A 23,527-nucleotide genomic window follows, 5' to 3' on the forward strand; every position below is an offset into this window, starting at 1 on the left:
ACCGCTTGCCCACGGCGTCCCTGCCGCTACCGGACACGGAGGCTGAACCATGTGCCAGACCTGCTTGTCCTGGTACGCACGCTGCGTCGCCCCCTATTTCGTCCATGCCGGCTGTTCGGCCGGCGCATTCGCACGGATGCGCAGTCGCGTCATCCCGAGGGCGCAAGGCGTCGTCGTCGAGGTCGGCTTCGGCTCGGGCCTCAACCTGCCCTATTACGACGCCGCGAGGGTGGAGCGGCTGGTCGGCATCGACCCCGACGGCACCATGCTCGGCCTCGCAGCACCCAAGAGCCGCGCCATGCCGTTCGCCGTCGAATGCATCCGGGCCGGCGGCGAAAGCCTGCCTTTGGCCAATGGCATCGCCGACACGGTGGTCGTCACCTATGCCTTCTGCACCATTCCCGACCCCGAGGCCGCGCTGAGCGAAATCCGCCGTATCCTGAAGCCGACGGGCCGGCTGATCTTCATCGAGCACGGCCAGGCCGAGGGACCGCGCTGCCGCCGCTGGCAGGAGCGGCTGAACCGGCTGTGGGGATCGATCGCCGGCGGCTGCCACCTCAACCGCGATCCGCTGCGCCTGATCGGCGGGGCGGGTTTTCGCCTGCTCGAAGTCCAGCATGGCCGGTTCCCCCTGCCCCTGTGGCAATTGGGCAGCCACCACGCCGGCATCGCGGCGGCAGGCTGACGGGTCTTCTCCGCGCTCACTTGGCGCTAGCCTTGCAGAGACCCTGCCTGCAGCTTGCCCGGTCAAGGGTCATCTTGCCCCGTGCATCGATGTCGCGCCGGGACTTGCACGCGTCACGGCCACCTCACAGCGCCAGGCTGCCCTGCTCCGCCTCTTCAGCATTGGGGTCGCCGGGCGCCGTGGCCCAGGCGAGTTCGACCAGCGTCACGGTGCGCTTTCCCGTGCCGTCGAGCTGGCAGACGATCAGGCCCTGCTCCTCGATATAGGTCAGCAGGCGGCGGGCGCGGCGCAGCGAGTGCGAGCCATAGGCGCGGGCGATCGCGGCGTCGCTCGGGCACGGCCAGCCTTCCTTGGCCGCGCGCGCGATCATCATGAACACGCCCTGCATGTCGTCGGGCAGCAGCGAGGCGCGGACGGAAACGTCCCGCCACGCGTCATCCTGCGTCGTCTCGGAGCCGAGGCCGGCGCGGGCGCGTGTCAGCATGCGGCGGAATTCGGCGAGGTCCGGCACCACCGAGGCCAGGCCCTCGATACGGCAGCGCACCACGAACTCCTGGTAGAGCACGCCGATCACGCGGAAGCCTGCATCCGGCTGCGCCAGGATGGCGCGCAGCACGCGGTCCACCCGCTCGCGCCGCTCCGCCAGGTCCTCGGCGCTGATTTGCGGCTCCGCCGGTTCGGGGCGGATTTCCAGCGCCGCTGATTTCGCCGCCATCAGCTGGTCGAGCAGGTCCGGCGACGCCACCCGGCGCGGCGTGCGCACAGTCTCGGGCGGCGGCGCCGCCAGGATGATCGCGCGGGCATCCTCGAGGACCGCTTCCGGCATCGCCATCAGCCGCGGCGTGCCGTTGCGCGGGCTGGTGTCGGTCGGGCCGATGCGCAGGCCGAGCGGCCGCCGCGACAGCGCCGGTCCCAGCGCCATGAACTGCCCGCGCTCCAGATCGCGAAAGGCCTCCGCCTGCCGCCGCTCCATGCCCAAGAGGTCGGCGGCGCGCGCCATGTCGATGTCGAGGAAGGTGCGGCCCATGAGGAAATTGGAGGCTTCCGCCGCGACGTTCTTGGCAAGCTTGGCCAGACGCTGCGTGGCGATGATGCCGGCGAGCCCCCGCTTGCGGCCACGGCACATCAGGTTGGTCATGGCGCCGAGCGAGAGTTTGCGCGCCTCGTCGGAAACCTCACCGGCCACCGCCGGCGCGAACAGCTGCGCCTCGTCCACCACCACCAGCATCGGATACCAATGGTCGCGGGCGACCTCGAACAGCCCGCCGAGAAAGGCGGCGGCTCGCCGCATCTGGTTTTCGGCGTCGAGCCCTTCGAGGTTGAGCACGGTGGAGACGCGGTGGATGCGCGCCCGCTCACCGGCCGCCTGCAGGCCGCGCTCGGTATGCTCCTCGGCATCGATCACCAGGTGGCCGTAGCGCTCGCCGAGCGAGACGAAGTCGCCTTCGGGATCGACAATGGTCTGCTGAACCCAGGGCGCGCTCTGTTCCAGCAGGCGGCGCAACAGATGCGACTTGCCGGAGCCCGAATTGCCCTGCACCAGAAGGCGGGTCGCCAGCAGTTCCTCGAGATCGAGGTTCGCTGGGGCGCCCGCCGTGGTGTGTCCCATCTCGATCGCAACGGTCATGTCTCGACTCAAAAAGGTCTCCTGCGCGGCATGGGGCTTAGCAACCCAGGCGCGGCCCGTCGAGCACCGATGGCCGGCGGCCCGGTGTTGCGCACAGTTGTGAGGAAAGCGCCGGCAGGAGTGGCCGCCGACAGCCGCCCCTGTGGATAGTAACCACTCGTTCACCATGGGCCGGCGTTGCGATTGCGGAGGCCGGCCATCCGTTTAGCCTGACCTGGCATCACGCCCCAACGGGATGCACCCCAACGCCCCCAATGGCGGCCGGCGTTTTCAAGTTTCGTTTGTGTATACGCCGGTCGTCAGTCTACCTCCTACGTCACCGAGCTTCCGCCGTTGGCACCAGTGCGAGGGGCGGTGCGTCCAGCCCCTCGAAAGGGTCGCGCCAGGCGTCGATGGCCTCGAGCCGACGATACCAGCGGTCGAGCGCGGGATAGTCGCCGAGCGGCAGGCGGGCGGCATCGTTGAAAGGCAGGAAGGCCGCCATGCGGAAATCAGCATAGGAAAGCGACGTCCCGACCAGCCATTGCCGGTCGGCCAACTCGGCCTCCAGGATCGCGGCCCCCTTGTGGAACTCTTCCAGCCCCTCCGTGACCTTGTCCTCGTCGATCGGCCCGAGGCCATAGCGCTGCTTGGTGCCGCGCTCGAAATGCACGGTGTCGCAGGCGCGCATGAAATTCTCCTTGCCCCAGCTCAGCCAGCGGATCATCTCGGGTTCGTCCTCGCCGGTGCGCCAGAAATCGGAACGCGCCGCGCGCGACAGCCGGCAGGCTATGGCGTCGGCCTCCCACAGGCTGCCGCCGGGCCAAGCCAGTATGGGAATGGAGAGGTTGGGATTGAGCGGCCGAAATCGCTCCGCTTGCCCCGGCGCAAAGGGTGAGGCGAATTCGAAAGTCACCCGCGCCTCGAGATGACGCGCCACCGCGACCGCCAGGCGCGGATTGGGATTGCGGCTGAAGTACAGTTTCATTTCGCCCGCGGCCGACACCGGCTCGACCTTGTCATTCATGAATGCCTCTCCTCGTCCCGCCGAATATGCCAGACCAAGGACGCGACCGGCAGGTGCAATCCGACAAAGTGTGGGTTGACCACCATGGATGGCGAGGCGACACTTCGCCTCGCACCAAGGCAGGAGGAATTGCGATGGACGAGCCCGAACGGTGGCGCCACATGTCGACGGCGCCCAAGGACGGCAGCCGGATCCTGGTCACGGTCCGTCCCTCCGAACAGGGGCCGGCCGAAGTCGACCTCGCCTACTGGTCGCGCGGCGACCAGTTCGCCGGTGAAGGCTGGCGGGCATCCGATTCCTCGCCGGGCCGCGTCGTCGAATATGCCGAACCCGAGCTGAAGTGCTGGATGCCCATGCCCTCGGCCAACCTCAGCCGCGGCGGCTCGATGCCGGCCCCTTGGGAAGGCGACGACGCGCAGCAACTGGATGGGTCCGGGATTTAGGTGGCGCCGGTTGGCCGAGGTTGGCAATCTCCCCCAGTGGGTTGGATGGTCTGGGATTTGATGCGCTGACGGTGAAGCCGCCGATCTCCCCCCTCGTGGGGGAGATGTCCGGCAGGACAGAGGGGGGCGCTGTCCCGCGGGCCTATCAGGACGTGCCAGCTAGCCCTGCAACGATGATAATATGCTGGCAGACATTGTCGATGTCGCGGATGACATCGTCGTTCCAGAACCGCAAAACAGTCCAGCCATCCTGTTCCAGACGCTTTGTCCTTGAGGCGTCGGCGGCTGCAAGGTCTGCATCAGCATGCTGAGAGCCATCGAGCTCCACGATGAGCTTTTTCTGCGGACAGGCAAAATCGACGATATAGCCGGCGATCGGGAGTTGCCGGCGAAAGCCAAGCCCCATCAACCGATGTGCGCGAAGTGCATTCCAGAGCTTCAACTCGGCATCGGTCATGGCTTTGCGCATGGACCGTGCGTGTAATCGATTCTGTGGAGGCAATGGAGTATGAGGCATGGTCGCCTTTTAGATTGACGCTAGCGCCCTACGGCGCCCCCCTCTGCCCTGCCGGGCATCTCCCCCACAAGGGGGGAGATCGGCAGTTTTGCCGTCGGCGCGCCCTTGTTGGCACAGCCGCTTTGGCAAGAGCCTCGCCTCAAAACAAAAATGCCGCCGTCGCCGGGTTCGGGCCGTTGCGGCCGTCGGCCGAATCCATGCCGGCGATCGTCTTCAGGTCCTGCGCGTCCAGTTCGAAGTCGAAGACGTCGAAATTGGCCGCGATGCGGTCCTGGCGGACCGACTTGGGGATGACGATCAGCGCTTGCTGGAGATGCCAGCGGATGATCGTCTGCGCGGCGGATTTGCCGTGCTTGCGGGCAATGCCAGCGATCGTCGGGTCGCCGAGCAGCCGGCCACTGCCGAGCGGGCTCCAGCTTTCGGTGTGGATGTCATGCCTGGCATGAAATTCCCTGAGCGCGCGCTGCTGGAAGCGCGGATGCAGCTCGATCTGGTTGGCCACCGGAACCAGGCCGGTCTCGCCGATGATGCGTTCCAGATGGTCCCTGTTGAAATTCGAAACGCCGATCGACTTGATGCGGCCGGCCTGCTTCAGCTCGATGAGGGTCTTCCAGGCCTCGACATATTTGTCGCGGCTGGGCACAGGCCAGTGGATCAGGAACAGGTCGATCTGCTCGATGCCGAGTTTTTCCATCGTGTCGTCGAAAGCGCGCAGGGCCGCGTCGCGCTCCTGCGCGCCGTTGCGCAGCTTCGAGGTGATGTACAGCTCGCTTCTCGCCACATCGGCGGCGCGGATCGCCTCGCCGACGCCTTCCTCGTTCTGGTAGCCCTGCGCGGTGTCGATCAGCCGGTAGCCGGCCTTGATCGCCCAGCCCACCACATCGGCGGTGATGCCGTGATCGACCTGCCACACGCCAAGGCCTAGCTGGGGAATGGCGGCGCCGTCGTTCAACGTGATCTGTGCGGGCATAGTCGGGTCCTTGCGAAGAGATGTCCGGGCGGACGCCCGACCCAGCCAATCTAGGCAAGCACCGGGACGACGGCCAGTCACCGGTGGACAAAATTCGCGAGGCTTGACCTGGCAGCCCTGATGCCTCCGTCAGGGGAACCGGCTCATTTCGGCCGGCGCACCGCCCGCACCACCGCGGTGGATGTGCTGCCGCAGAACAGGCGATCGCCACCATCGGATTCCAGCCCCGAAATGGTCATGCCATCAGGCATGTCGAGCCGCTCCAGAAGCTTGCCGGTTTTCGGGTCGACGCGGCGCAGATCGCTCTCGTCGCCGTCCAAGGTAGCGTGCCACAGTTCGCCATCCACCCAGGTCACACCGGTGACGAAGCGGCTGGATTCGATGCTGCGCAGGATCTTTCCGGTCTCGGGGTCGATCTGGTGGATCTTGCGCTCGCGGTACTGCCCCACCCAGAGCGTGCCCTCGGCCCAGGTGAGCCCGGAGTCGCGGCCGCCGCCTGGCGCCGGGATCGTGGAAAGCACCGCGCCCGTATCAGGATCGATCTTCTGGATACGGTCATTGGCGAGCTGGAAGAAATGCCGGCCGTCAAAGGCAGTGCCAGCATGTGCGGCGACATCGATCGAACGCAGCGTCTGCCCGCTTTGCGGATCGAAGGCGTTCAGCCTGTCGCCCGAGGCAAACCAGACGTTCTCGCCGTCAAAGCTCACCCCATGTATCCGCTCCACGCCGGGAAAGGGCCCGTATTCGCGCAGGATTTCGGCCTGTGAATGCTTCATGTCTTGATCCTCGTGGTCGTCATCCAAGGTGTCGAGATTCAGGTCGGGTCGAGTCGAAAATGGCAGGCCGGCCTCACCTGAATATCGCCACACCTTAGCCATTTGGCAGCGCCGCCGGGAGTAACAAGGTGGTCGTGAATCCGGCCACCGGCGGCGTCATCCAGCGTCGCGCCCGGCCGTGGCCGAAAGACTGCACCTTGCCGGCCTCGGCGAGCGGCTCGAGCGCCCGCTGCACGCTGCGTTGGCCGGTTCCGAGCGCCAGCGCCAGTGCCGAGCTCGACCAGGCTTCGCCATCGGCGAGCAACGCCAGCACGGCGGCGTGGCGTTCCTCGATCGGCCGCGCCAGCACCATCACCGGGCGCGCCAGGCGTGGCGCCAGCGTGAAACCGCGCTTGGTGGCGCTGATCTCGGCCAGCGCGGCAAGCTCGGCGCGCAGCCGCCCGATCTCGACGCGCAGCCGGGCGCGGTGCGATTCATCGGCATGCTTGCCGCCAAAGGCCCGCGCCACGAGCTCCTCGCGCGACACATCCCCGGGCCAGCCTTCAGCGAGTGCGCGCGCCAGCGCGAACAGCACCGGCCGGCTCGCCAGCGAGACTGTTCGGTCCCCGGCGCGCACGGTGTAGCGAAAGGCATCGACGACCAGCGCCGGCGATGCCTGCAGCGCCTCGACCTGCTCGAGCAGCAACGGCCGCTCCGTGCCTTGCGTGATCAGCCGCGCCGCCGGTGTTTCCAGCGCCAGGGATGCGGTCGCGACCTCGGCCATGAGGCCGGGAATGCCCGCCTGGCGGGCGGCGTTGCGGGCCCATTCCAGCGCCGCGCGCGCCGGCCGGGTCCTGAGCCGCCGCATGGCGATGCCGGCGACGGCGAGCTCATGCGCGGCACGCGCGGCCGGCGGCAGCGGCGTCGGGTCGAGGCCGGCCAGCACATGCTCGGCCTCGTCGAGCCGGCCGATCAGCAGCAGGCGCCGCACCTTGAGGTGGCCGGCATGCGCCGCGTTCAGCCGGTCGCCATGCTTCTCCAGCGTCGTGCGCGCCGCATCGAGCGCCTTGGCCGGCCAGCCCAGATCACGCGAGACCAGCGCGATCTCGGCCTCGGCGACGACGCATCTGGCGCGCGCGACAGCCTCTTTCGGCCTGAAGGCGCGGGCCGCCCGCCGCAATAGAAGCTTGGCGCGGTCGAAATCGCCGAGCTGCGCCATGGCGATGCCGCGCAGCGCCAGCGCCGGCGCATCCTCGCGCAAGGCGACACGGTCGAGCGCGCCGAGCGGATCGCCTGCCGCCAGCGCCAGCGCCGCCGCCGTGATCAGCGAGTCCATTCAAATCCCGTCACACTTGTAACTCCCACCACGGCACATTTGCGCCCTAACTTAAATCACCACCGCCGGTCAGCAAGCGGCGTCGGCCCGATGGACACCTAGCCATGTGGCTGAGGCCGCCATCGGCACGGTTGACGCCAATTCCGGCACCCGGTAGCCTGAGCATCTCAGGTATTAGTAGTAAGCATCTCATTAGGGATAGTTGAAAATGCCTGCAACCGACAATCTCGAACACACCGCACGGCCCCGCCACCCCTGCTGCGCCGGGCCGGAGGATTCAAATCCCGTCGCGGATGTAACTCACCCCGCCCAGCCTCATCGCCCTGGCCTGGATCCCAACGCGATCACAGGCCGCGACGGCACCATGACTGACAAAGGAGAAGAGCAATGACCAAGCACATGACGATGAAGACCCCGCCGGTCGTTTCGCGGCAGGAATGGGACGCCGCCCGCGAAAAGATGCTGGTGAAGGAGAAGGCGACACTGCGCGCCAAGGACGCGCTCGCCGCCGAACGCCGGCGCATGCCGTGGATGGAGGTGGACAAGGCCTATGTGTTCGAAGGTCCCAATGGCAAGGCAAGCCTGCTCGACCTGTTCGAGGGCCGCCGCCAGCTGATCGTCTACCGCGCCTTCTTCGAGCCGGGCGTCTATGGCTGGCCCGATCATGCCTGCCGCGGCTGCTCGCTCGGCGCCGACCAGGTCGGCCACCTCGCCCATCTCAACGCCCGCAACACCACGCTGGCCTACGCCTCGCGCGCGCCGCAGGACGACATTGCGCGGCTGAAGGCGCGGATGGGCTGGGAGATGCCCTGGTACACGATCACCGACAGCTTCGACAAGGATTTCGGCGTCGACGAATGGCACGGCCACAACGTCTTCATCCATGACGGCGACCGCGTCTTCCGCACATACTTGATCAACAGCCGCGGCGACGAGGCGATGGGCACGGTCTGGAGCTATCTCGACGCCACCCCGCTCGGCCGCCAGGAGATCTGGGAGGATTCGCCCGAAGGCTATCCCCAGACCCCGCTCTACAGCTGGTGGAACTGGCACGACAACTACGAAGCCGGAGCCGACAAGAAATGGGCCGAAGTGGCCGCCGCCGGCGAGGCCGCCTTCAGGGACAAGGGCGAGTAGGAACGGCTGTCCAGCTTGGGTTCCTCGCCCCACGAGAATGGGGGGCGAGGAACCCAGATCCTGAAGGGCCGCAACCATCAAGGGATTAAGACCATGAGCGACATCCACATCAGCACCGGCAGCGCGACCCCTGAAAACGCCATCACCCTTGGCATCGCCGGCTGGCTATGCCTCGCCGCGGCGCCCACCTTTGCCCTGATGGCCCTGTTGTCCTGCCTTCAAGGTGGCGACGCCGCAATGTCGTGCATGGGCGCCTCGCCGCTCACCGGCCCGTCTTTAACCGGGATGCCGGCCATGTATCTCTTGATGAGCGCCTTCCACCTGGCGCCCTGGCTGCGGGTGATTTCCGGCCGCCAGATCCGATAGCGCCGGTTCGCCGCCGTATCGAAACATCCCACACTTCGGAGAAGACAATGAGGCTGGTCAGGCTGAGAGCGCCGGGTGGCTTGGACAGGCTCGACCTGGTCGAGGAAGATCCGCCGCAGCCAGGGCCGGATGACGTGATGGTCAGGATCCGCGCCTGCTCGCTCAACATGCGCGACGATTTCGCCGTGAAAGGCAAGATGCCGCTGGCCGACCGCCGCGTGCCGCTGTCCGACGGCGCAGGCGAAGTGATCGCCGTCGGCAGCAATGTCGATACGCTCAGGCCCGGCGACAGCGTCGTCAGTGTCTTCTATCCCTGGTGGCTGGACGGCGACATGACGCCCGCCACCCGGCGCGACATTCCGGGAGAAAGTTTCGACGGCTTCGCCAGCGAATATGTCTGCATGCCGGCGCAGGCCTTCACCAAAGCTCCGACGGGTTATGCGCACGCGGAAGCCGCGGCACTCACCTGCACCGGCGTTACCGCCTGGCGGGGCCTGGTCGTGTGCGGCAAGGTCAAGCCCGGGGACACGGTGCTGGTTCTGGGCACCGGCAGCGTGTCACTGTTTGCGCTGCAATTCGCCAAGGCCGCCGGCGCCCGGGTCATCGCCACCTCCTCCGACGAGGAAAAGCTGGAGCGGCTCAGCCGCCTCGGCGCCGACGCCGTCATCAACTACGAGGCCGTGCCGGACTGGAGCCGCATGGCCAGGGAATTGACGGACGGACGCGGCGTCGACCACGTGATCGAGGTCGGCGGCCCCGCCACGCTGGCGCAGTCGATAGCCGCCTGCCGCACCGGCGGCCACATCGCCCTGATCGGCGTGCTGACCGGCTTTGCCGCCGATGTCTCGATCCCGGCCGTATTCTCGAACCAGATCCGCATCAGCGGCATTTCGATCGGTAGCCGGGCGGACCAGGAGCACATGATCCGCGCAATAGACGTCAATGGCATCAAGCCGGTCATCGACCGCCGCTTCCCGCTGCGCGAGATAGCCGCTGCCTTCACGCACTACGGAGCTCGAAAGCATTTCGGCAAGGTCTGCCTGGAGCTCTAGGATTATATGAGCAACAGATAATTGACAGCCAATGGGAAACGGAGCTCAGTTCTTTGCGCAGGTGGATCGCAACATAGGCGGGCGATTTCGGCCGCCGGCGTCACCTTGGGGAGGATGCCATGCCAACAGTCATTGGCCATCACGACATCTCGAAAGACAGCAAGCACTGGCTCAGTTCACCCAAGCGCAAGGAGCTCTTCGGCTCGCTGGGGATCACCAACATCCGCACCTTCGTCGATCCACAGAACCCGAAGCGCGTGGCCGTGATGATGGACGTGCCGGATATGGATAAGATGGCCGCGCTGATGCAGAGCAAGGCGGCAGCCGACGCCATGGCGCATGATGGCGTGGTGCCGGAATCTCTGGTGATCCTCGTCGAAGCGAAAGCCTAGAGCGATTCCAGGAAAAGTGTAAGCGGTTTTCCCGGGAAAAGCGCGTAGCGCTTTCCCTAGGGAATTGGGTCAAAACAAAGAGTTAGAGTGATTCGCCGTTTCCATGGAACGGTGAAACGCTCTAGCCGCGCCAGATCAGGCATCTCAGGTCGCGATGTCGTTGACGGGCAGCAAGGGCTTGGGCAGGTCAGCCTCGCCAAGTCCGGCGCGCAGTTCGATCTCGATGTCGCGGCAGATCTGCGAGATCGGAACATCGTTGGCATTGCCTTCGAACGGGTTGGCGCTGCTCTCGCCGACCTGGTCGAGAGACATATAGGCCCAGCCCAGCAGCGTGCTGAATGGGATCGTCAGCCAGATGCCGAACGTGCCGAGCACACCGTCAAGCTTGCCCATATCCGCAAAGACCGGAACGACGCCGAACGGCAGCAGCGTGCAGAAGATCATCACGAACATGGAACTGACGATAGCGTACTGGCGCGGATAGGGATTGTTCTTGATGCGGTCGCAGCGCGCCTGCTGGTCGTGGAAGTCGCGGATCAGCTTGGTCAGTTCGACGTAAATCTGCGGGGGAAGCTTGGCGTCCTTGAACAAGCCATTGACCTGGACCGATTGCATTTCGAGCAGGGCCAGCGCCGGCTGCGGCGATTTCAGCACCCTGTCGGTCTGTTCCGCCAGCAGCGGCGGCAATTCTTCGGCGAGCGAGCCCTTATCCTCCCGGACGCGGTAGCGCCGCATATATTCGATATTGGCCGCCTTGCCCATCGATTCCCAAGGCATCGGCCGCCGCAGCGAAAAGCGCAGCGCCGTCATCCAGGCGATATGGCGGTAGATGAGCTGCCTGGCCGTCGGCGCGTCGAGGAAGTCACGGCAGAAATTGGACCACATCCGGCTGCTGGCGATGATTTGCGTGAAGGCCTGCAGCGCCTCGCCGCTGCGGGTCAACACCTGCGAATTCTTGAAGCCGGCGACGAGCGACACGGTGGTGCCGAGCACCAGCACGACCGACCATGGCACGGAGAAACCAGCGATACCGGGAAGACGGTAGGCCGCGACGGCCAGTCCGCTCACCACCACCATGTAGATGACGCTGCGCCGCGACCACAGCGCGAAATCGATCAGTTTGTAGGAACGGCCTACATACATCGCATGCCCTCGAAAACGTGGATAACAGGCAAATCAAGCTATTGACGCCTAGCATGCCGCGCGCCCGGGATGAATGGCCGTTCCGGCTATGATGGGCGCGGGTCTTCCCGCGCCCATGCAGCTACCTCAATTGCATTTCGGCTTGGCGCTGTTGCAGGCGTCGACGAGCTCGGCCGGCGGATCCTTGTGGAAGACGGTCTTGAAGGATTCCAGCACGTTGGACTGCACCACCGGCAGCGACTGCACGCCGACCCAGGCGGGCGTGGGTTGCCCGATCAGCGCTTTCATCATCGCCAGCGCCTCGGCGACGCCCTGGTCATAGGGGCGCTGCGAACCGGTTGCCTTGAGCGGACCGCCCTTGGCGATCTCGATCGCGGACTGCAGGCCGAGATCGACCGTGGTGATCGGTATGTCGATGCCTTGCGCGCGCATCGAGGACAGCGTGTCCAGCGCCGGCTGGTCCCACACCGCGAACAGCCCCTTCACATCGGGATTGCCGGTGAGGAAGTCGCCGGAGATCTGCGAGACCTTGGAGGGATCGGTGAAGTCGACCTGCTTCATGACGATGTCGGGACGGTTCTTCTTCATCCACTCGCCGACGCCCTTGGTGCGCTCATTGGTGCTGAAATAGTCGACGCCGAAATTCACCAGGCCGATCGTGCCGCCCTTGGGCATGCAGGAGGCCAGGATCTGCGCCGCGATCTGGCCGTTGCCCTGGCTGTCGGCCGAGATCATCGAGGCGAAATCCTTTGGAGATGAGAGGCCAACCGGAATGCTGTCCATGAACACCAGCTTGATGCCGGCTTCGCCCACCTTCTTGTAGGTCGGCGCCGTCGCGGTGAAGTCGACGGGGATGGAGATGATGCCGTCCGGATGCTGCTGGATGGTGTTCTCGATGTCGGCGATCTGCTTGTCGACCTGATATTCGGCCGACGCCACGCCGGTGACGGTGACGCCATATTTGGCCAGCGTCTCGCTGATGCCTTGCACCTGCAGCTGCGACCAGTCGAGGTTCACCGTCTGCATGGAAATGCCGACCTTGAACTTGCCGGCCTTGACCTTGGCGGCTTCGTCGTCGGTCAGTTTCAGCTCGTCGGGCGAGGCTGCCTTCTCGCCATGCGGGCCTTGGCCGACAATGCCCTTGGGACCGAGCGTCGCCATGTCGACGCCAGTAACGCAAGTGTCCGGGGTTTGCGCCCAACTCATGGACGTCGACAGCGCCAAGGCGCTGGCGGTGAGGCTCAATGTACAAAACAGGATTCTTGCCGATTGTTTCATGACTTCCTCCGTTGATCTCTGACGTTTGTCTTGCCGTTTGGAGCCGGCGGTTCTGCTGATTTCCGCGTGCGCCTTACCTCCTCGTGAACGCGACCGCGGCGACGATGATTGCTCCCTTGATGACGAGTTGCAGTGACGAGCTGACGCCGAGCAGCACCAGCCCGTTGTTGAGCGTGCCGATGATCAGGCTGCCGAGCAGCGTGCCGAGCACGAAGCCGCGCCCGCCGAACAGGCTGCAGCCGCCGAGGATGACCGAGGCGATGACGTCGAGCTCCATGCCTTGCACCACATCGGGCCGCGCCGCGTGCGAGCGCGCCGACAGGATGAGCGACGCCAGCCCGGCGAGCGTGCCGGTCAAGACGAAGGCGAGCGTCGTGACCTGCTTGATATGGACGCCGGAATAGAGGGCGGCCGTCGGGTTGCCGCCCGCCGCGTAAACCCGCCGCCCATAGACGCTGTAGTGCAGCAGCAAGATGCCGGCGATGGTGACGCCGAGCGTCCACAGGATCGGCGCCGGGACGCCGAGTACCGAGCCCTCGCCGAAGATCGCGAAATAATATTCGTTGGTGATGATGACCGGCTTGGTGTTGGTGACCATCAGCGCCAGGCCGCGCGCGCCGCTCAACGTGCCCAATGTCACCAGGAAGGACGGGATTTCGAGGCGCGTGGTCAAGACACCGTTGAGCAACCCGATCAGCGCCCCGGTGCCCAGCCCCGCGACGGCACCGACGACCCAGTTGTTGGCGACAAAGGCCATGGCCAGAGACGCGCTCATGCCCGAAAGCGCCAGCGTCGAGGCGACGGAGAGGTCGATCTGCCTGGAGATGATGACGAATGTCATGCCCACCGCAATGATCGACACCAGCGTCGTCTGGCGGCCGATGTTGAGGAAATTGTCGATCGACAGGAACCAGGGCGACGCCAGGCTGAAGACGATCAGCATGACGGCGAAGGCGACATAGAGCATATAGGGCCGCTCGCCCTGCAGCAGATGTTGTAACGCCGAGCGACCGCCCGGCTGAGTGGCGGCGGCTTTCGCCGGGCTTTGGGTGTCGGTCATGCCGCGTGCTCTTGCGATGGCTGCGAAAGTTGAATGAGGTGATGAAGGTCCTCGGCGCTGCCGAAGTCCGGCCGCGCGACAATCCTGGTGATGCGGCCATCGACGACGATCGAAATGCGCTCGCAAAGCTGCAGCAGTTCGGAGAGATCCGAAGACACCAGCAGCACGCCGCTGCCGGCCGCCGCCGCGGCGCGAATGACGCCGTAAATCTCCTCGCGGGCGCCGACATCGACCCCGACCGTCGGCTCGTCGAGCAGAAGCACGCGCGGGCGCGGCTCGTTCCACTTGCCGAACACCACCTTCTGCTGGTTGCCGCCCGACAGGTTCTTCACCATGGTCGACGTGCCTGGCGCCTTCACTGCCAGCCGGCGCATTGCCGCATCGGCGTGTTCGCTCGCCGGCCGGCGCTGCAGCCAGCCAAGGCGCGAGAAGTACGGCAGGCGCGGCAAGGTCAGATTGCGCTCGATCGAATGTTCGAGGACCAGGCCCTGGACGTGCCGGTCCTCCGGCACCAGCGCGATGCCCAGCCCGATCGCCGCCGCCGGGTCCGTGCCCTTCAGCGACACGCCGTCCAGGCTGACCTCGCCCGACTGGACGGGCCGCAGACCGAAGATGGTCTGCAGGATTTCGGTGCGTCCGCTGCCGATCAGGCCGGCAAGGCCGTGGATTTCGCCGGCGCGCAATTCGAGGCTGGCCCCGTCGAGCCGGTCATTGCCGACGCCTTTCAATTCGAGCACGGACTTTTCAGATGAACCCGCCGTTGACGGCACGCTCTGCCCTGCCGCCGCGCCATCCGCCTTCAGCACAGCGTGATCCGGCCCGACGATCGCGCCGACCAATTGCCGCATGGTGGTTTGCGCCGTGACGAAAGTGCCGGCGTTCTGGCCGTCGCGGAACACGGTCACCCGGTTCGAGATGCGGAACACTTCGTTGAGGCGGTGGGTGACGTAGATCACCCCGACGCCCCGCGCGGCGACCGCCCGGATCGCCTCGAACAGGATCTTCTCCTCATCGTCGGTAAGCGCCGAGGTCGGCTCGTCGAGGATGAGCAGGCGGACATCGCCCATCAGCGCCTTGGCGATCTCGGTCATCTGGCGATAGGCGAAGGGCAGCGAGCCGACCATGGCGCGGGCGTCGAGCGGAATGTTCTGCGATTTGAGGAAGGCTTCGGCCTGCGCCACCAGCTGGCGTTTTTTCAGGAAGCCGAGCCGCGTCTTCGGTTCTCGCCCCAAAAGCAGATTGTCGGCGACCGACAGCGACTCGACCAGGCTCAGATCCTGGTAGACGACCGCCACGCCGGCATCGCGCGACTGGGCCGGTGAAGAAAACGAGACAGGCTTGCCGTCGATTTCGATCGAGCCGCCATCATGCACATGCACGCCACTGAGGATCTTGATCAGCGTCGACTTGCCGGCGCCGTTTTCGCCGAGCAGAGCGTGGACTTCACCGGACAGGATTTCGAGACTGACGCCGCGCAGCGCATTGACGCCGCCGAACCGCTTCCTGACGCCCTCGACGCGCAGCAAGGGCGTCCCGGAAAATGGCGCAATCGAACCCTGTCCGATCATGACGCCCGCACTTCCTCCCGTTGACGCGTCCCCTACCCCTGTCGTGTCCCTTTTGAGACTTCTCTTACTTATTTTGTGAGTTTTCCATCAGGCATGCGAAATGTCAAACGGAGTCAGGCCTGCGGCAGGAATGAATCCGGCCCGACCTCGCCATGCTCGGTGATGACAGCGTCGAAGCCGTCCATGGCCGAGAAAAAAGCGCGCTTGAGCTTGCCGATCTTGCTCGAGTCGATGACCAGATAATTTTCGCGCGCCAGGCTCATCACCTTCTGCTTCACCACCGCCTCGTGGAAATGCTCGCAGGTGGCGCCGCGCTTGGCATCGACGCCGGCGGCCGACAGGAAGGCCGCGTTGATGCCGACACTGTTCAAAATGTCGAAATCATGCGTGCCCGAGAAAGACGCCGACGCCGGATGGTAGACACCACCCAGCATGATGATGGTGACATTGGGCTTGCGGCTCAGGCGTTCCGCCACATTCATGGCGTAACATATTGCCGTTATTTGGTAATTCTCAGGAATGAGATCGATCAGATGGATCAGCGTCGTGCCGCAGTCGACGAAGATGGTCTCGTCGGGTCGTATCTTGCGCACCGCATGCGCGCAGGCTTCGCGCTTGGCCGCCGCATGGCTGTCGGCCGCTGTCGCCAGTTCGTAGGGAATATCGGCCTCGATCTCGGCCGCCGCCAATATATGTCCGCCGAGATAGGCGATCTGCCCCTGGTTGGTGGCGATGTCGCGCCGCACCGTCATCTCGGAGACGCCGAGCAGCGCCGCCGCTTCGCTGAGATGGATGACCCGCCGCTGCGACAAGAGATCGATCAGCCGTGCCGTCCTTTGCGCCTTGCGAGCCGTCATGCGTTGGGCCTGTGCATTCCTGAAATGTGAGGATTTTAACAACCGCTCGCATTCAGATGCAAGTGCACAGTCCAAGTCCGCCCTAGGTCTCTTTAGGTGCGGCGCGAGAGATAGTCGCGAAGACGAAGCAGGCGCCGTTGAATCTCTGGCGTGTCGAACAGAAACGGGCCGCCACCGGGTCTGTAGCTAGCAAGACCTATAACCGCACTTTGAACAACCTCATCATCAGGATAGGCCTCGTCGAGCAACACCTCCAAGCTGTCGGCGGCTGCCAGGCTGGTGTCCTCCCCGCTGACGAACCTTGTCAGCAGCAGGCTGAGGTCATCCACGATGTCACCCCTTCCCCGCCCCGAACCGCAAGCCATCCATCAAGAGCTTGACCAGCCGCCGCGAGCGGTCGCGCCATTCCGGCGTGTCGGGGGCGGAATAGATGCCGCCGAGCGCGTGCAGCACATCCGAGGCATCGACGTCGCCACGGATGGTGCCATCGGCCACCGCCGCCTCGACCAGTTGCCGCAAGGCCTGCGAGACCCGGCCCGACGTATCGGAAAACAGCGTCGAATTGGTGGTGAGCAGGATACGCAGGCTGGTCGCCAGGCCGCGCTTGGTGGCGATGTAATCGACGAAGCGCCGCATCCACTCCTCCAGGGCGACATCGGACGGATGCTTTGCCGCGAGCTCGCCGGCGGCGGCGCACAACGCCTCGACCTCGCGGCGATAGACCACCTCGACCAAATGCTCGCGCGTCGGGAAATGCCGGTAGAGCGTGCCGATGCCGACGCCGGCGCGGCGCGCGATCTCCTCCAGCGAGGCGTCGATGCCGCGCTCGGCAAACACCGCCGCCGCCACCTCGACCAGCCGGTCGCGGTTGCGCTGCGCGTCCGCGCGCAGCGGCCTGGTTTCCGCGGCGGTGTCTTCAGCGATGACGGCTTCGGCCAATTTTTTCTCCACGGACAAAATATGGGGACTTGAACCCGGCCGGGCCAGCCCCCACGTAATAAACGGAGGCACCTCCGCTTTAAGTGGAGTGCTTTCATCATATAGGCAGGGAACCCCGTATGTCACGCACTGAGAGCTTGCAAGATAAGGTCGTCTTTGCTCGCTGGAGATTTGCGAAGGCGGCCAGGCGGCCGATCTCCCCCCTCGTGGGGGAGATGTCCGGCAGGACAGAGGGGGGCGCTGTCCCGGGAGCCTATCAAACGACTGCAGTCACTGCCTTGGACCGCCTTTCATTTGAACGGCCAAACCACAAACGTCGCGATCCTTCACGCCCCCCTCTTCCCTGCCGGGCATCTCCCCCACAAGGGGGAGATTGGCTGTCACTGGCGCTTCCGCCAACACCTAGCCGTCCGCGCCCCTTGTCCACCCCCGCCCCGACACCAGATCATTCCCCTCAGCGTCAAGCAACTGGAGCCAGACGCCCATGACGAAAATCCCCGTCCATCTCGACATCAACGGCCAGCATCACGAATTGCAGCTCGAGCCGCGCGTCACGCTGCTTGATGCCTTGCGCGAGCGGCTCGGCCTGACCGGTACCAAGAAGGGCTGCGACCATGGCCAGTGCGGCGCCTGCACCGTGCACATAGACGGCGAGCGTGTGCTGGCGTGCCTGACGCTGGCCGCGCAAGCCGAGGGCCGCGCCATCATCACCATAGAGGGGCTTGCACGGGATGGCGAACTGCATCCCGTGCAGGCTGCCTTCCTCGAGCAGGACGCCTTTCAGTGCGGCTATTGCACGCCGGGCCAGATCATGTCGGCGGTGGCCTGCATCCGCGAGGGCCATGCCGGCTCGGATGAGGAGATCCGCGAATACATGGCCGGCAATCTCTGCCGCTGCGGCGCCTATCCGCACATCGTCGCCGCCGTCCGCCAGGCAGCCCAGGAGTTCGCATCATGAGGGATTTTTCCTATCTTCGCGCCACTTCGACCGACGTCGCACGCCAGGCGGCCGCCCTGCCCGGCGCCATGCTGCTGGCCGGCGGCACCACGCTGATCGACCTCGCCAAATGCGGCGTCGCCGAGCCCGAGACGCTGGTCGACATCACCCATCTCAAGGGCCTCGACCGGATCGCGGTCGACGAGCGCGGCGCCACCATCGGCGCACTCGCCAAAATGGGTCACGTCGCCGACCATGCCGACATCAAGAACCGCTTCCCCGCCATCTCGGAAGCGCTGTGGCAGGCGGCGTCGGCGCAGATCCGCAACATGGCGACCATCGGCGGCAATCTGATGCAGCGCACGCGCTGCCCCTATTTCCGCGACCCCTCCAACTTTTCCGCCTGCAACAAGCGTGTATCAGGCAGCGGCTGTTCGGCGATCGGCGGCGTCACCCGGGGACACGCTGTCCTCGGCACCAGCGAAGCCTGCATCGCCATGTATCCCGGCGACCTCGCCACCGCTTTGGTCGCCTTCGACGCAACAGTTCATCTCGGCGAGCGCAAGCTTCTGGTCGACGACTTTTTCCTGCTGCCCGGCACCACGCCCGACAAGGAACACGCGATCGAGCCGGGCGAGATGATCACCGCCATCGAAATCCCCGGCTCCGCCGCCGCCCGCCGCTCGACCTATCTGAAGATCCGCGACCGGCAGTCCTATGAATTCGCCGCGGCAAGTGCGGCGGTCGGCATCGAATTCGAAGCCGATGGCCGCACCATCCGCGACCTGCGTGTCGCGCTCGGCGGCGTCGCGACCAAGCCCTGGCGTGTCCGTGCCGTGGAAGACGCCCTGAAGGGCAGGATGCTGGAGCCGGAAACCGTCCGCGCCGCCAGCCTGCTCGCCGTCGAAGGCGCCGTCGACCATGGCGCCAACCACTACAAGATCGAGCTCGCGCCGCGCGTTGTCGCGCGCGCCATCCTCAAATTGGGAGAAACGGCATGACCGTTCACAACATCAGACATGGCGACATCAGACATGGCGACGCGTCCGACGGCGCACTGGCGGAGGCCGTCGGCGGCCGGCTGTCGCGCGTCGACGGCCCAGCCAAGATCACCGGTGCGGCGAAATACGCCGTCGAGCAGCAACTCGAAGGCCTCGCCTACGCCGTGCTGGTCGAAAGCACGATCGCCTCGGGCAAGGTGCGCGCGATCGACACGGCAACCGCTGAAGCCTCGCCCGGTGTGCTGCAGGTGCTGACGCCGGACACCATCATCAGCCTGAGAACCGCTTCGGACTGGTTCGGCACGCCGCCGCCCGACAAGCCCTATTGCCCGCTGGCGCGCGACATCACCTTCTCGGGCCAGCATGTCGCGGCAGTTGTCGCCGAGACCTTCGAGCAGGCGGTCGCCGCGGCGGCGCTGGTCAAGGTCAGCTATGACGAGACGCCTTCCATCGTCGATCTCAGCGACGGCAAGGCCGGCGACGGCATTCCGATCGACGCCATGACCAGGGAATGGGGCGATGCGCCGGCCGCCTTCGCCGCCGCGCCGGTGCGCATCTGCGCCGCCTACAACACGCCGCGCGAATACCAGGCGCCGATGGAACCGCATGGGCTGATCGCGCGCTGGCAAGGCGATCATCTCACCGTCTGGGAGCCGAGCCAGTGGCTGGACGGCATGGCCCGTACCTATGCCGAATGGTTCGAAGTGCCGTTCGAGAATGTGCGGCTGGTCTCGCCCTATATTGGCGGCGGTTTCGGCTCCAAGGCGCTGGCGCTGACCCATGGGGCGGTGGCGGCGAGTGCCGCCAAAATGCTGGGGCGGCCGGTAAAGCTGGTGATGACGCGACCGCAGACCTTTACCGGCTATGGCGGCCGCGCCGCGACGCGCCAGACGGTGACGATCGGCGCCGACCGCGACGGCATGATCCAGTCGATCGTGCATCGCGGCGTCAATGAAACATCGATCGACGGCATGTGGGTCGAGCCGCTGGGCTCGGTCACCTCGATCATGTACGCGACGCCGAATTTCTCCTCGAAGCAGAATGTCGTGCGGGTCAATTCCGTGGTGCCTGGCGCCATGCGCGCGCCGGGCGAAAACCCTAGCGCCTTCGGCATCGAAAGCGCCATTGACGAGCTCGCCTATGAGGTCGGCATCGATCCGCTTGAAATCCGCCTGCGCAACTATGCCGAACAGGATCCACACGCGAAAAAAGCCTGGTCCACCAGGCAGTTGCGCGAGGCTTTTGCCGCCGGCGCCGAACGCTTCGGCTGGGCGAGGCGCTCGCCAAAACCACGCTCGATGCGCGACGGCAACCAGTTGATCGGCTGGGGCGTCGCCGCCGGCACCTATCCGGTGCGGCGCGCCTATGGCGAGGCTGTCGTGCGCATCCTGGCCGACGGTTCCGTCGAGGTCGAAAGCTCCTCCATCGACATGGGCCAGGGCACCTACACCATCCTGGCACAGACCGCCGCCGAAACGGTCGGCGTGCCGGCCGACGACGTAGTGGTGAAGCTTGGCGATTCCCGCTTTGCCCGCGCCGGCGTCAGCGGCGGCTCGCGGCTGGCCGGCGTGATGACGGGTGCGGTCCACAAGGCCGCGACCTCGGCGCTCGACCAGCTGGTCGGGCTCGCCATCAGCGACCCGCGCTCGCCCTTCCACGCGCTGCAGGCCAACACGCTGGTCGTCGCCAAGGGCCGTATTTCGTCGCCGCGCGGCGACGGTCCCGATGTCTCGATCGCCGAACTGCTCAAGAGCGTCGACCGCGACCGCATCGAGGCGACCGGCGACACCATGCCGGCCAATTCCACCGCCGAGGACCGCTACAAGAACTACACCACCATCGCCATGGCGTTGCCGCACACCGAAGGCGACTATTCCCGCTACTCCTGGTGCGCGCATTTCATCGAGGTGCGCGTCGACGAGGATTTCGGCACGGTGCGCGTCTCGCGCGTGGTGTCGGCGCTGGATTCCGGCCGGCTCTACAACCCCAAGCTCGCCGAAAGCCAATGGAAGGGCGGCATCATCATGGGCATCGGCCAGGCATTGCTGGAAGAAGGCATCATGGATCGTCGCCATGGCCGCATCGTCAACAACAACCTGGCCGATTACCTGGTGCCGACCAATGCCGACATTCCGGACATCGAGGTGATTTCGGTGGGGATACCCGACCTGCACTCCTCGGCGCTCGGCGGCAAGGGCGTTGGTGAACTTGGGATCGTCGGTGTCGCGCCCGCGATTGCCAACGCGGTGTTCCACGCGACGGGGAAGAGGGTGCGCGATTTGCCGATCACGCTGGAGAAGCTGATCTGAGGGTGGAGCGCGTAATCTCCCTCTGCGGTGGAGATTACGCGCTCGGTCGCTTTCGCCCCTACCACTCCAACCCGAACACCAGTTTGCCGAAATGCAGGCCGCCGGCGGCCATGTGGGTGTAGGCTTCGGCCGCGTCATCCGGTGAAAACACCTTGTCGACGACCGGCGCGATCCCGGCCGCGCCGATGGCGCGGGCGGCGTCGCGAAGGTCGGACACCGATCCGGTGTTGTTGCCGATCACCTTCAGCGCCTTGATGATGATCGGCAGCAGGTTGACCGTGGCCTCGGCGCCGGTGACGAAACCGATGGTGAACAGCGTGCCGCCGGGCGCGGTGGCGTTGATGGCGCGGGCGAAGGTGGCGGTGCCGCCGGTCTCGACGACGAGGTCGGCGCCGAGGCCGCCGGTCAGTTCCAGCACCTTGCCGTCCCAGTCGGGCGTTGCGCGGTAGTTGATGAGATGATCTGCGCCCAGCGCCTTCGCCCGTTCAAGCTTCTCGTCCGACGACGAGGTGATGATGACGGTGGCCCCGGCCGCTTTCGCCAGTTGCAGGGTGAAGATCGAGACGCCGCCGGTGCCGAGCAGCACGACGACCGAGCCCGGCCCGACATTGGCGGTGCGCAGCGCGTTCCAGGCCGTGGTGCCGGCGATCGGCAGCGTCGACGCCGCCTCGAAGGAGAGATGCGCCGGGACCGGCACGAGCGAATTGGCCGGCAGCGCGACATATTCGGCGAGCGACCCCGGCAGCGCGATACCGCGCATCTGCGTCATTTCGTAGGGCCGCGGCCGGCCGCCGATCCAGCGCGGCTTGGCATGGGCGACGACGCGGTCGCCCGTGCTGAAAGTCGTAACGCCCTCGCCCAGCGCGACGATCTCGCCGGCGCCGTCGGCGACGGGGATGAGCGGAAAGCTCGGCCCGGGATAATTGCCGCTCGCCACCGCGACATCGACGAAATTGAGGCTTGCCGCACGCTGGCGGATCAGCACCTCGCCGCGCTGCGGTTCGGGGGTGGCGACGGTGGCGGCGCGGAAGGCGTCGAGCCTGGGTTGGCTCAGTTCGATGGCTTTCATGATTTTCACTCCGGTGGACGATTGATGGTTGAGTGAACTTATCTGCTGCGCTATTTCTGGATAATCATTCCATTTTGCATTTGAGTAATGCGAAACATGCAGCAATCGAACGAACCTGCGGCGCTTGCAGAAATGGCGGCCTTCGCGGCCATCGCCGAGGCGCGCTCCTTCACCAGGGCAGCAGTGCGTGTCGGGCGCGACGCCACCATCCTGTCGCGGCGCCTGCAGTCGCTGGAGGAGCGGCTGGGGGTCAGGCTGCTGCATCGCACGACGCGCAGCGTGTCGCTGACCGAAGCCGGTGCCGAATTCCTGGTGCGCGTGCGCGCCATCCTCGCCTCCGTCGACGAGGCCGAGGCCGCCGCGTCGGAGCATGCCGACGGCAGCCCGCGCGGCCTGCTCAGGCTGGCCCTGCCTGGTACGTTCGGACGCATGTGGATCGGACCGCTGCTGCCGCAATTCCTTGCCGAATATCCCGATATCCGCATCGAGGCCGAATTCTCCAACCGTTTCGCCGATCTGGTCGCCGAGAATTTCGACGTCGCCGTGCGGCTCGGCGCGCTGGAGGATTCGCGCCTGGTGGCGCGCAAGGTGGCGACGCGGCGCCGGCTGCTTTGCGCCGCCCCCGCCTATCTCGCCCGAAGAGGCAGGCCGCGGACGCCGCAGGCGCTGCTCGAACATTCCTGCCTTGGCTTCAGCGGCTTCCAGACCTTTCCGGCCTGGGAGATGACCGACCACGAAGGCCGGCGTGCGCGCGTCGAGGTTTCAGGGCCGTTGGTCAGCGACGATGCCGAGGTGCTGGTCGAGGCGGCCGTGCAGGGCGTCGGCCTGATGATGAGCACCGACTGGCTGATCGGCCGCGAACTCGCCGACGGACGGCTGGTGCCTGTCCTGGAAGAATGGACGCTGGCCGACGAAGGCGCGGTCTACGTCGTCGTGCCCTCGGCCAAGGGACAAGCCGCCAAGACCCGCGCCTTCGCCGACTGGATCAGCAAGCGCTTCGCGCCGGAGCCGCCCTGGCGGGTGTGAAAGGTGCGAACCGCCCCCTTCTCCCACAAGCAAGGGGAGAAGGGGGCCGCGACC

24 protein-coding genes are annotated in these 23,527 nt (G+C 65.8%); 10 read left to right on the forward strand and 14 right to left on the reverse strand.

Going from position 1 to position 23,527, the window contains the following annotated elements:
• The first annotated feature begins 49 nt into the window (after positions 1 to 49).
• On the forward strand, positions 50 to 685 hold the full coding sequence (locus ACWGS8_RS10245; protein ID WP_454580803.1) for a class I SAM-dependent methyltransferase: 636 nt from the start codon (positions 50 to 52) through the stop codon (positions 683 to 685).
• Positions 686 to 809: 124 nt separating this feature from the next.
• Here ACWGS8_RS10245 and ACWGS8_RS10250 read toward each other — a convergent pair whose 3' ends face one another.
• Both ACWGS8_RS10250 and ACWGS8_RS10255 read right to left on the reverse strand, forming a co-directional pair.
• Positions 810 to 2,312, reverse strand: coding sequence for a helicase HerA domain-containing protein (locus tag ACWGS8_RS10250; RefSeq protein ID WP_454580804.1), 1,503 nt, complete (start codon positions 2,310 to 2,312; stop codon positions 810 to 812).
• Positions 2,313 to 2,628: 316 nt separating this feature from the next.
• Positions 2,629 to 3,279, reverse strand: coding sequence for a glutathione S-transferase family protein (locus ACWGS8_RS10255; RefSeq protein WP_454581262.1), 651 nt, complete (start codon positions 3,277 to 3,279; stop codon positions 2,629 to 2,631).
• 173 nt (positions 3,280 to 3,452) lie between these two features.
• Here ACWGS8_RS10255 and ACWGS8_RS10260 point away from each other — a divergent pair, with 173 nt between their 5' ends.
• Complete coding sequence (locus tag ACWGS8_RS10260) at positions 3,453 to 3,761, forward strand: hypothetical protein (RefSeq protein ID WP_019859393.1); 309 nt, start codon at positions 3,453 to 3,455, stop codon at positions 3,759 to 3,761.
• Between the two features lie 145 nt (positions 3,762 to 3,906).
• Here ACWGS8_RS10260 and ACWGS8_RS10265 read toward each other — a convergent pair whose 3' ends face one another.
• The 4 genes from ACWGS8_RS10265 to ACWGS8_RS10280 form a co-directional block, all read right to left on the reverse strand.
• Complete coding sequence (locus ACWGS8_RS10265) at positions 3,907 to 4,278, reverse strand: endonuclease domain-containing protein (protein ID WP_454580805.1); 372 nt, start codon at positions 4,276 to 4,278, stop codon at positions 3,907 to 3,909.
• 139 nt (positions 4,279 to 4,417) lie between these two features.
• Positions 4,418 to 5,248, reverse strand: a complete 831-nt coding sequence (locus ACWGS8_RS10270) for an aldo/keto reductase (protein ID WP_454580806.1) — start codon at positions 5,246 to 5,248, stop codon at positions 4,418 to 4,420.
• Positions 5,249 to 5,391: 143 nt separating this feature from the next.
• Positions 5,392 to 6,024 carry a Vgb family protein gene (locus ACWGS8_RS10275; protein ID WP_454580807.1) on the reverse strand — a complete coding sequence of 211 codons (633 nt, stop codon included), beginning with the start codon at positions 6,022 to 6,024 and terminating at the stop codon, positions 5,392 to 5,394.
• Positions 6,025 to 6,118: 94 nt separating this feature from the next.
• Complete coding sequence (locus tag ACWGS8_RS10280) at positions 6,119 to 7,339, reverse strand: helix-turn-helix domain-containing protein (RefSeq protein WP_454580808.1); 1,221 nt, start codon at positions 7,337 to 7,339, stop codon at positions 6,119 to 6,121.
• A 387-nt stretch (positions 7,340 to 7,726) separates the two neighbouring features.
• On the opposite strand from ACWGS8_RS10280, the gene ACWGS8_RS10285 reads away from it, so the two are divergent.
• The 4 genes from ACWGS8_RS10285 to ACWGS8_RS10300 all read left to right on the forward strand — a co-directional run bounded on the left by ACWGS8_RS10285 (position 7,727) and on the right by ACWGS8_RS10300 (position 10,286).
• Positions 7,727 to 8,476, forward strand: a complete 750-nt coding sequence (locus ACWGS8_RS10285) for a DUF899 domain-containing protein (RefSeq protein ID WP_454580809.1) — start codon at positions 7,727 to 7,729, stop codon at positions 8,474 to 8,476.
• 93 nt (positions 8,477 to 8,569) lie between these two features.
• A complete protein-coding gene (locus ACWGS8_RS10290; protein ID WP_454580810.1) occupies positions 8,570 to 8,842 on the forward strand; it encodes a hypothetical protein in 273 nt (90 codons plus the stop codon).
• A 47-nt stretch (positions 8,843 to 8,889) separates the two neighbouring features.
• Positions 8,890 to 9,894: a zinc-dependent alcohol dehydrogenase family protein gene (locus ACWGS8_RS10295; RefSeq protein ID WP_454580811.1), complete on the forward strand. Its 1,005-nt coding sequence runs from the start codon at positions 8,890 to 8,892 to the stop codon at positions 9,892 to 9,894.
• Between the two features lie 119 nt (positions 9,895 to 10,013).
• Positions 10,014 to 10,286 carry a hypothetical protein gene (locus ACWGS8_RS10300; RefSeq protein ID WP_199641784.1) on the forward strand — a complete coding sequence of 91 codons (273 nt, stop codon included), beginning with the start codon at positions 10,014 to 10,016 and terminating at the stop codon, positions 10,284 to 10,286.
• 144 nt (positions 10,287 to 10,430) lie between these two features.
• Here the strand turns inward: ACWGS8_RS10300 and ACWGS8_RS10305 are convergent, their stop codons facing one another.
• The 7 genes from ACWGS8_RS10305 to ACWGS8_RS10335 form a co-directional block, all read right to left on the reverse strand.
• Positions 10,431 to 11,429 carry a bestrophin family protein gene (locus ACWGS8_RS10305; protein ID WP_454580812.1) on the reverse strand — a complete coding sequence of 333 codons (999 nt, stop codon included), beginning with the start codon at positions 11,427 to 11,429 and terminating at the stop codon, positions 10,431 to 10,433.
• A 126-nt stretch (positions 11,430 to 11,555) separates the two neighbouring features.
• Entirely contained in the window at positions 11,556 to 12,707 is a 1,152-nt protein-coding gene (locus tag ACWGS8_RS10310) for a substrate-binding domain-containing protein (RefSeq protein ID WP_454580813.1), read from the reverse strand.
• A gap of 73 nt (positions 12,708 to 12,780) precedes the next feature.
• Complete coding sequence (locus tag ACWGS8_RS10315; RefSeq protein ID WP_454580814.1) at positions 12,781 to 13,767, reverse strand: ABC transporter permease; 987 nt, start codon at positions 13,765 to 13,767, stop codon at positions 12,781 to 12,783.
• Positions 13,764 to 15,335 carry a sugar ABC transporter ATP-binding protein gene (locus ACWGS8_RS10320; RefSeq protein WP_454580815.1) on the reverse strand — a complete coding sequence of 524 codons (1,572 nt, stop codon included), beginning with the start codon at positions 15,333 to 15,335 and terminating at the stop codon, positions 13,764 to 13,766. The genes ACWGS8_RS10315 and ACWGS8_RS10320 overlap by 4 nt, the downstream gene beginning before the upstream one ends.
• 113 nt (positions 15,336 to 15,448) lie before the next feature.
• The gene (locus tag ACWGS8_RS10325) at positions 15,449 to 16,192 is read right to left on the reverse strand and encodes a DeoR family transcriptional regulator (protein ID WP_454580816.1); all 744 of its coding nucleotides are present in this window, start codon (positions 16,190 to 16,192) and stop codon (positions 15,449 to 15,451) included.
• A gap of 92 nt (positions 16,193 to 16,284) precedes the next feature.
• Positions 16,285 to 16,521 carry a hypothetical protein gene (locus ACWGS8_RS10330; protein ID WP_454580817.1) on the reverse strand — a complete coding sequence of 79 codons (237 nt, stop codon included), beginning with the start codon at positions 16,519 to 16,521 and terminating at the stop codon, positions 16,285 to 16,287.
• A gap of 4 nt (positions 16,522 to 16,525) precedes the next feature.
• Entirely contained in the window at positions 16,526 to 17,143 is a 618-nt protein-coding gene (locus ACWGS8_RS10335; RefSeq protein WP_454580818.1) for a TetR/AcrR family transcriptional regulator, read from the reverse strand.
• 472 nt (positions 17,144 to 17,615) lie between these two features.
• On the opposite strand from ACWGS8_RS10335, the gene ACWGS8_RS10340 reads away from it, so the two are divergent.
• From ACWGS8_RS10340 to ACWGS8_RS10350, 3 genes are read left to right on the forward strand one after another with little or no spacing between them, the layout of a single operon-like run.
• A complete protein-coding gene (locus ACWGS8_RS10340) occupies positions 17,616 to 18,089 on the forward strand; it encodes a (2Fe-2S)-binding protein (protein ID WP_454580819.1) in 474 nt (157 codons plus the stop codon).
• Positions 18,086 to 19,069, forward strand: a complete 984-nt coding sequence (locus ACWGS8_RS10345; protein WP_454580820.1) for an FAD binding domain-containing protein — start codon at positions 18,086 to 18,088, stop codon at positions 19,067 to 19,069. The genes ACWGS8_RS10340 and ACWGS8_RS10345 overlap by 4 nt, the downstream gene beginning before the upstream one ends.
• A complete protein-coding gene (locus ACWGS8_RS10350; protein WP_454580821.1) occupies positions 19,066 to 21,378 on the forward strand; it encodes a xanthine dehydrogenase family protein molybdopterin-binding subunit in 2,313 nt (770 codons plus the stop codon). Before ACWGS8_RS10345 ends, ACWGS8_RS10350 begins: the two co-directional genes overlap by 4 nt.
• A 58-nt stretch (positions 21,379 to 21,436) precedes the next feature.
• Here the strand turns inward: ACWGS8_RS10350 and ACWGS8_RS10355 are convergent, their stop codons facing one another.
• A complete protein-coding gene (locus tag ACWGS8_RS10355) occupies positions 21,437 to 22,447 on the reverse strand; it encodes a zinc-dependent alcohol dehydrogenase family protein (RefSeq protein WP_454580822.1) in 1,011 nt (336 codons plus the stop codon).
• Between the two features lie 96 nt (positions 22,448 to 22,543).
• Here ACWGS8_RS10355 and ACWGS8_RS10360 point away from each other — a divergent pair, with 96 nt between their 5' ends.
• Positions 22,544 to 23,473, forward strand: a complete 930-nt coding sequence (locus ACWGS8_RS10360; protein WP_454580823.1) for a LysR substrate-binding domain-containing protein — start codon at positions 22,544 to 22,546, stop codon at positions 23,471 to 23,473.
• Positions 23,474 to 23,527 lie beyond the last annotated feature (54 nt).

Source organism: Mesorhizobium sp. 43Arga (assembly GCF_053714255.1).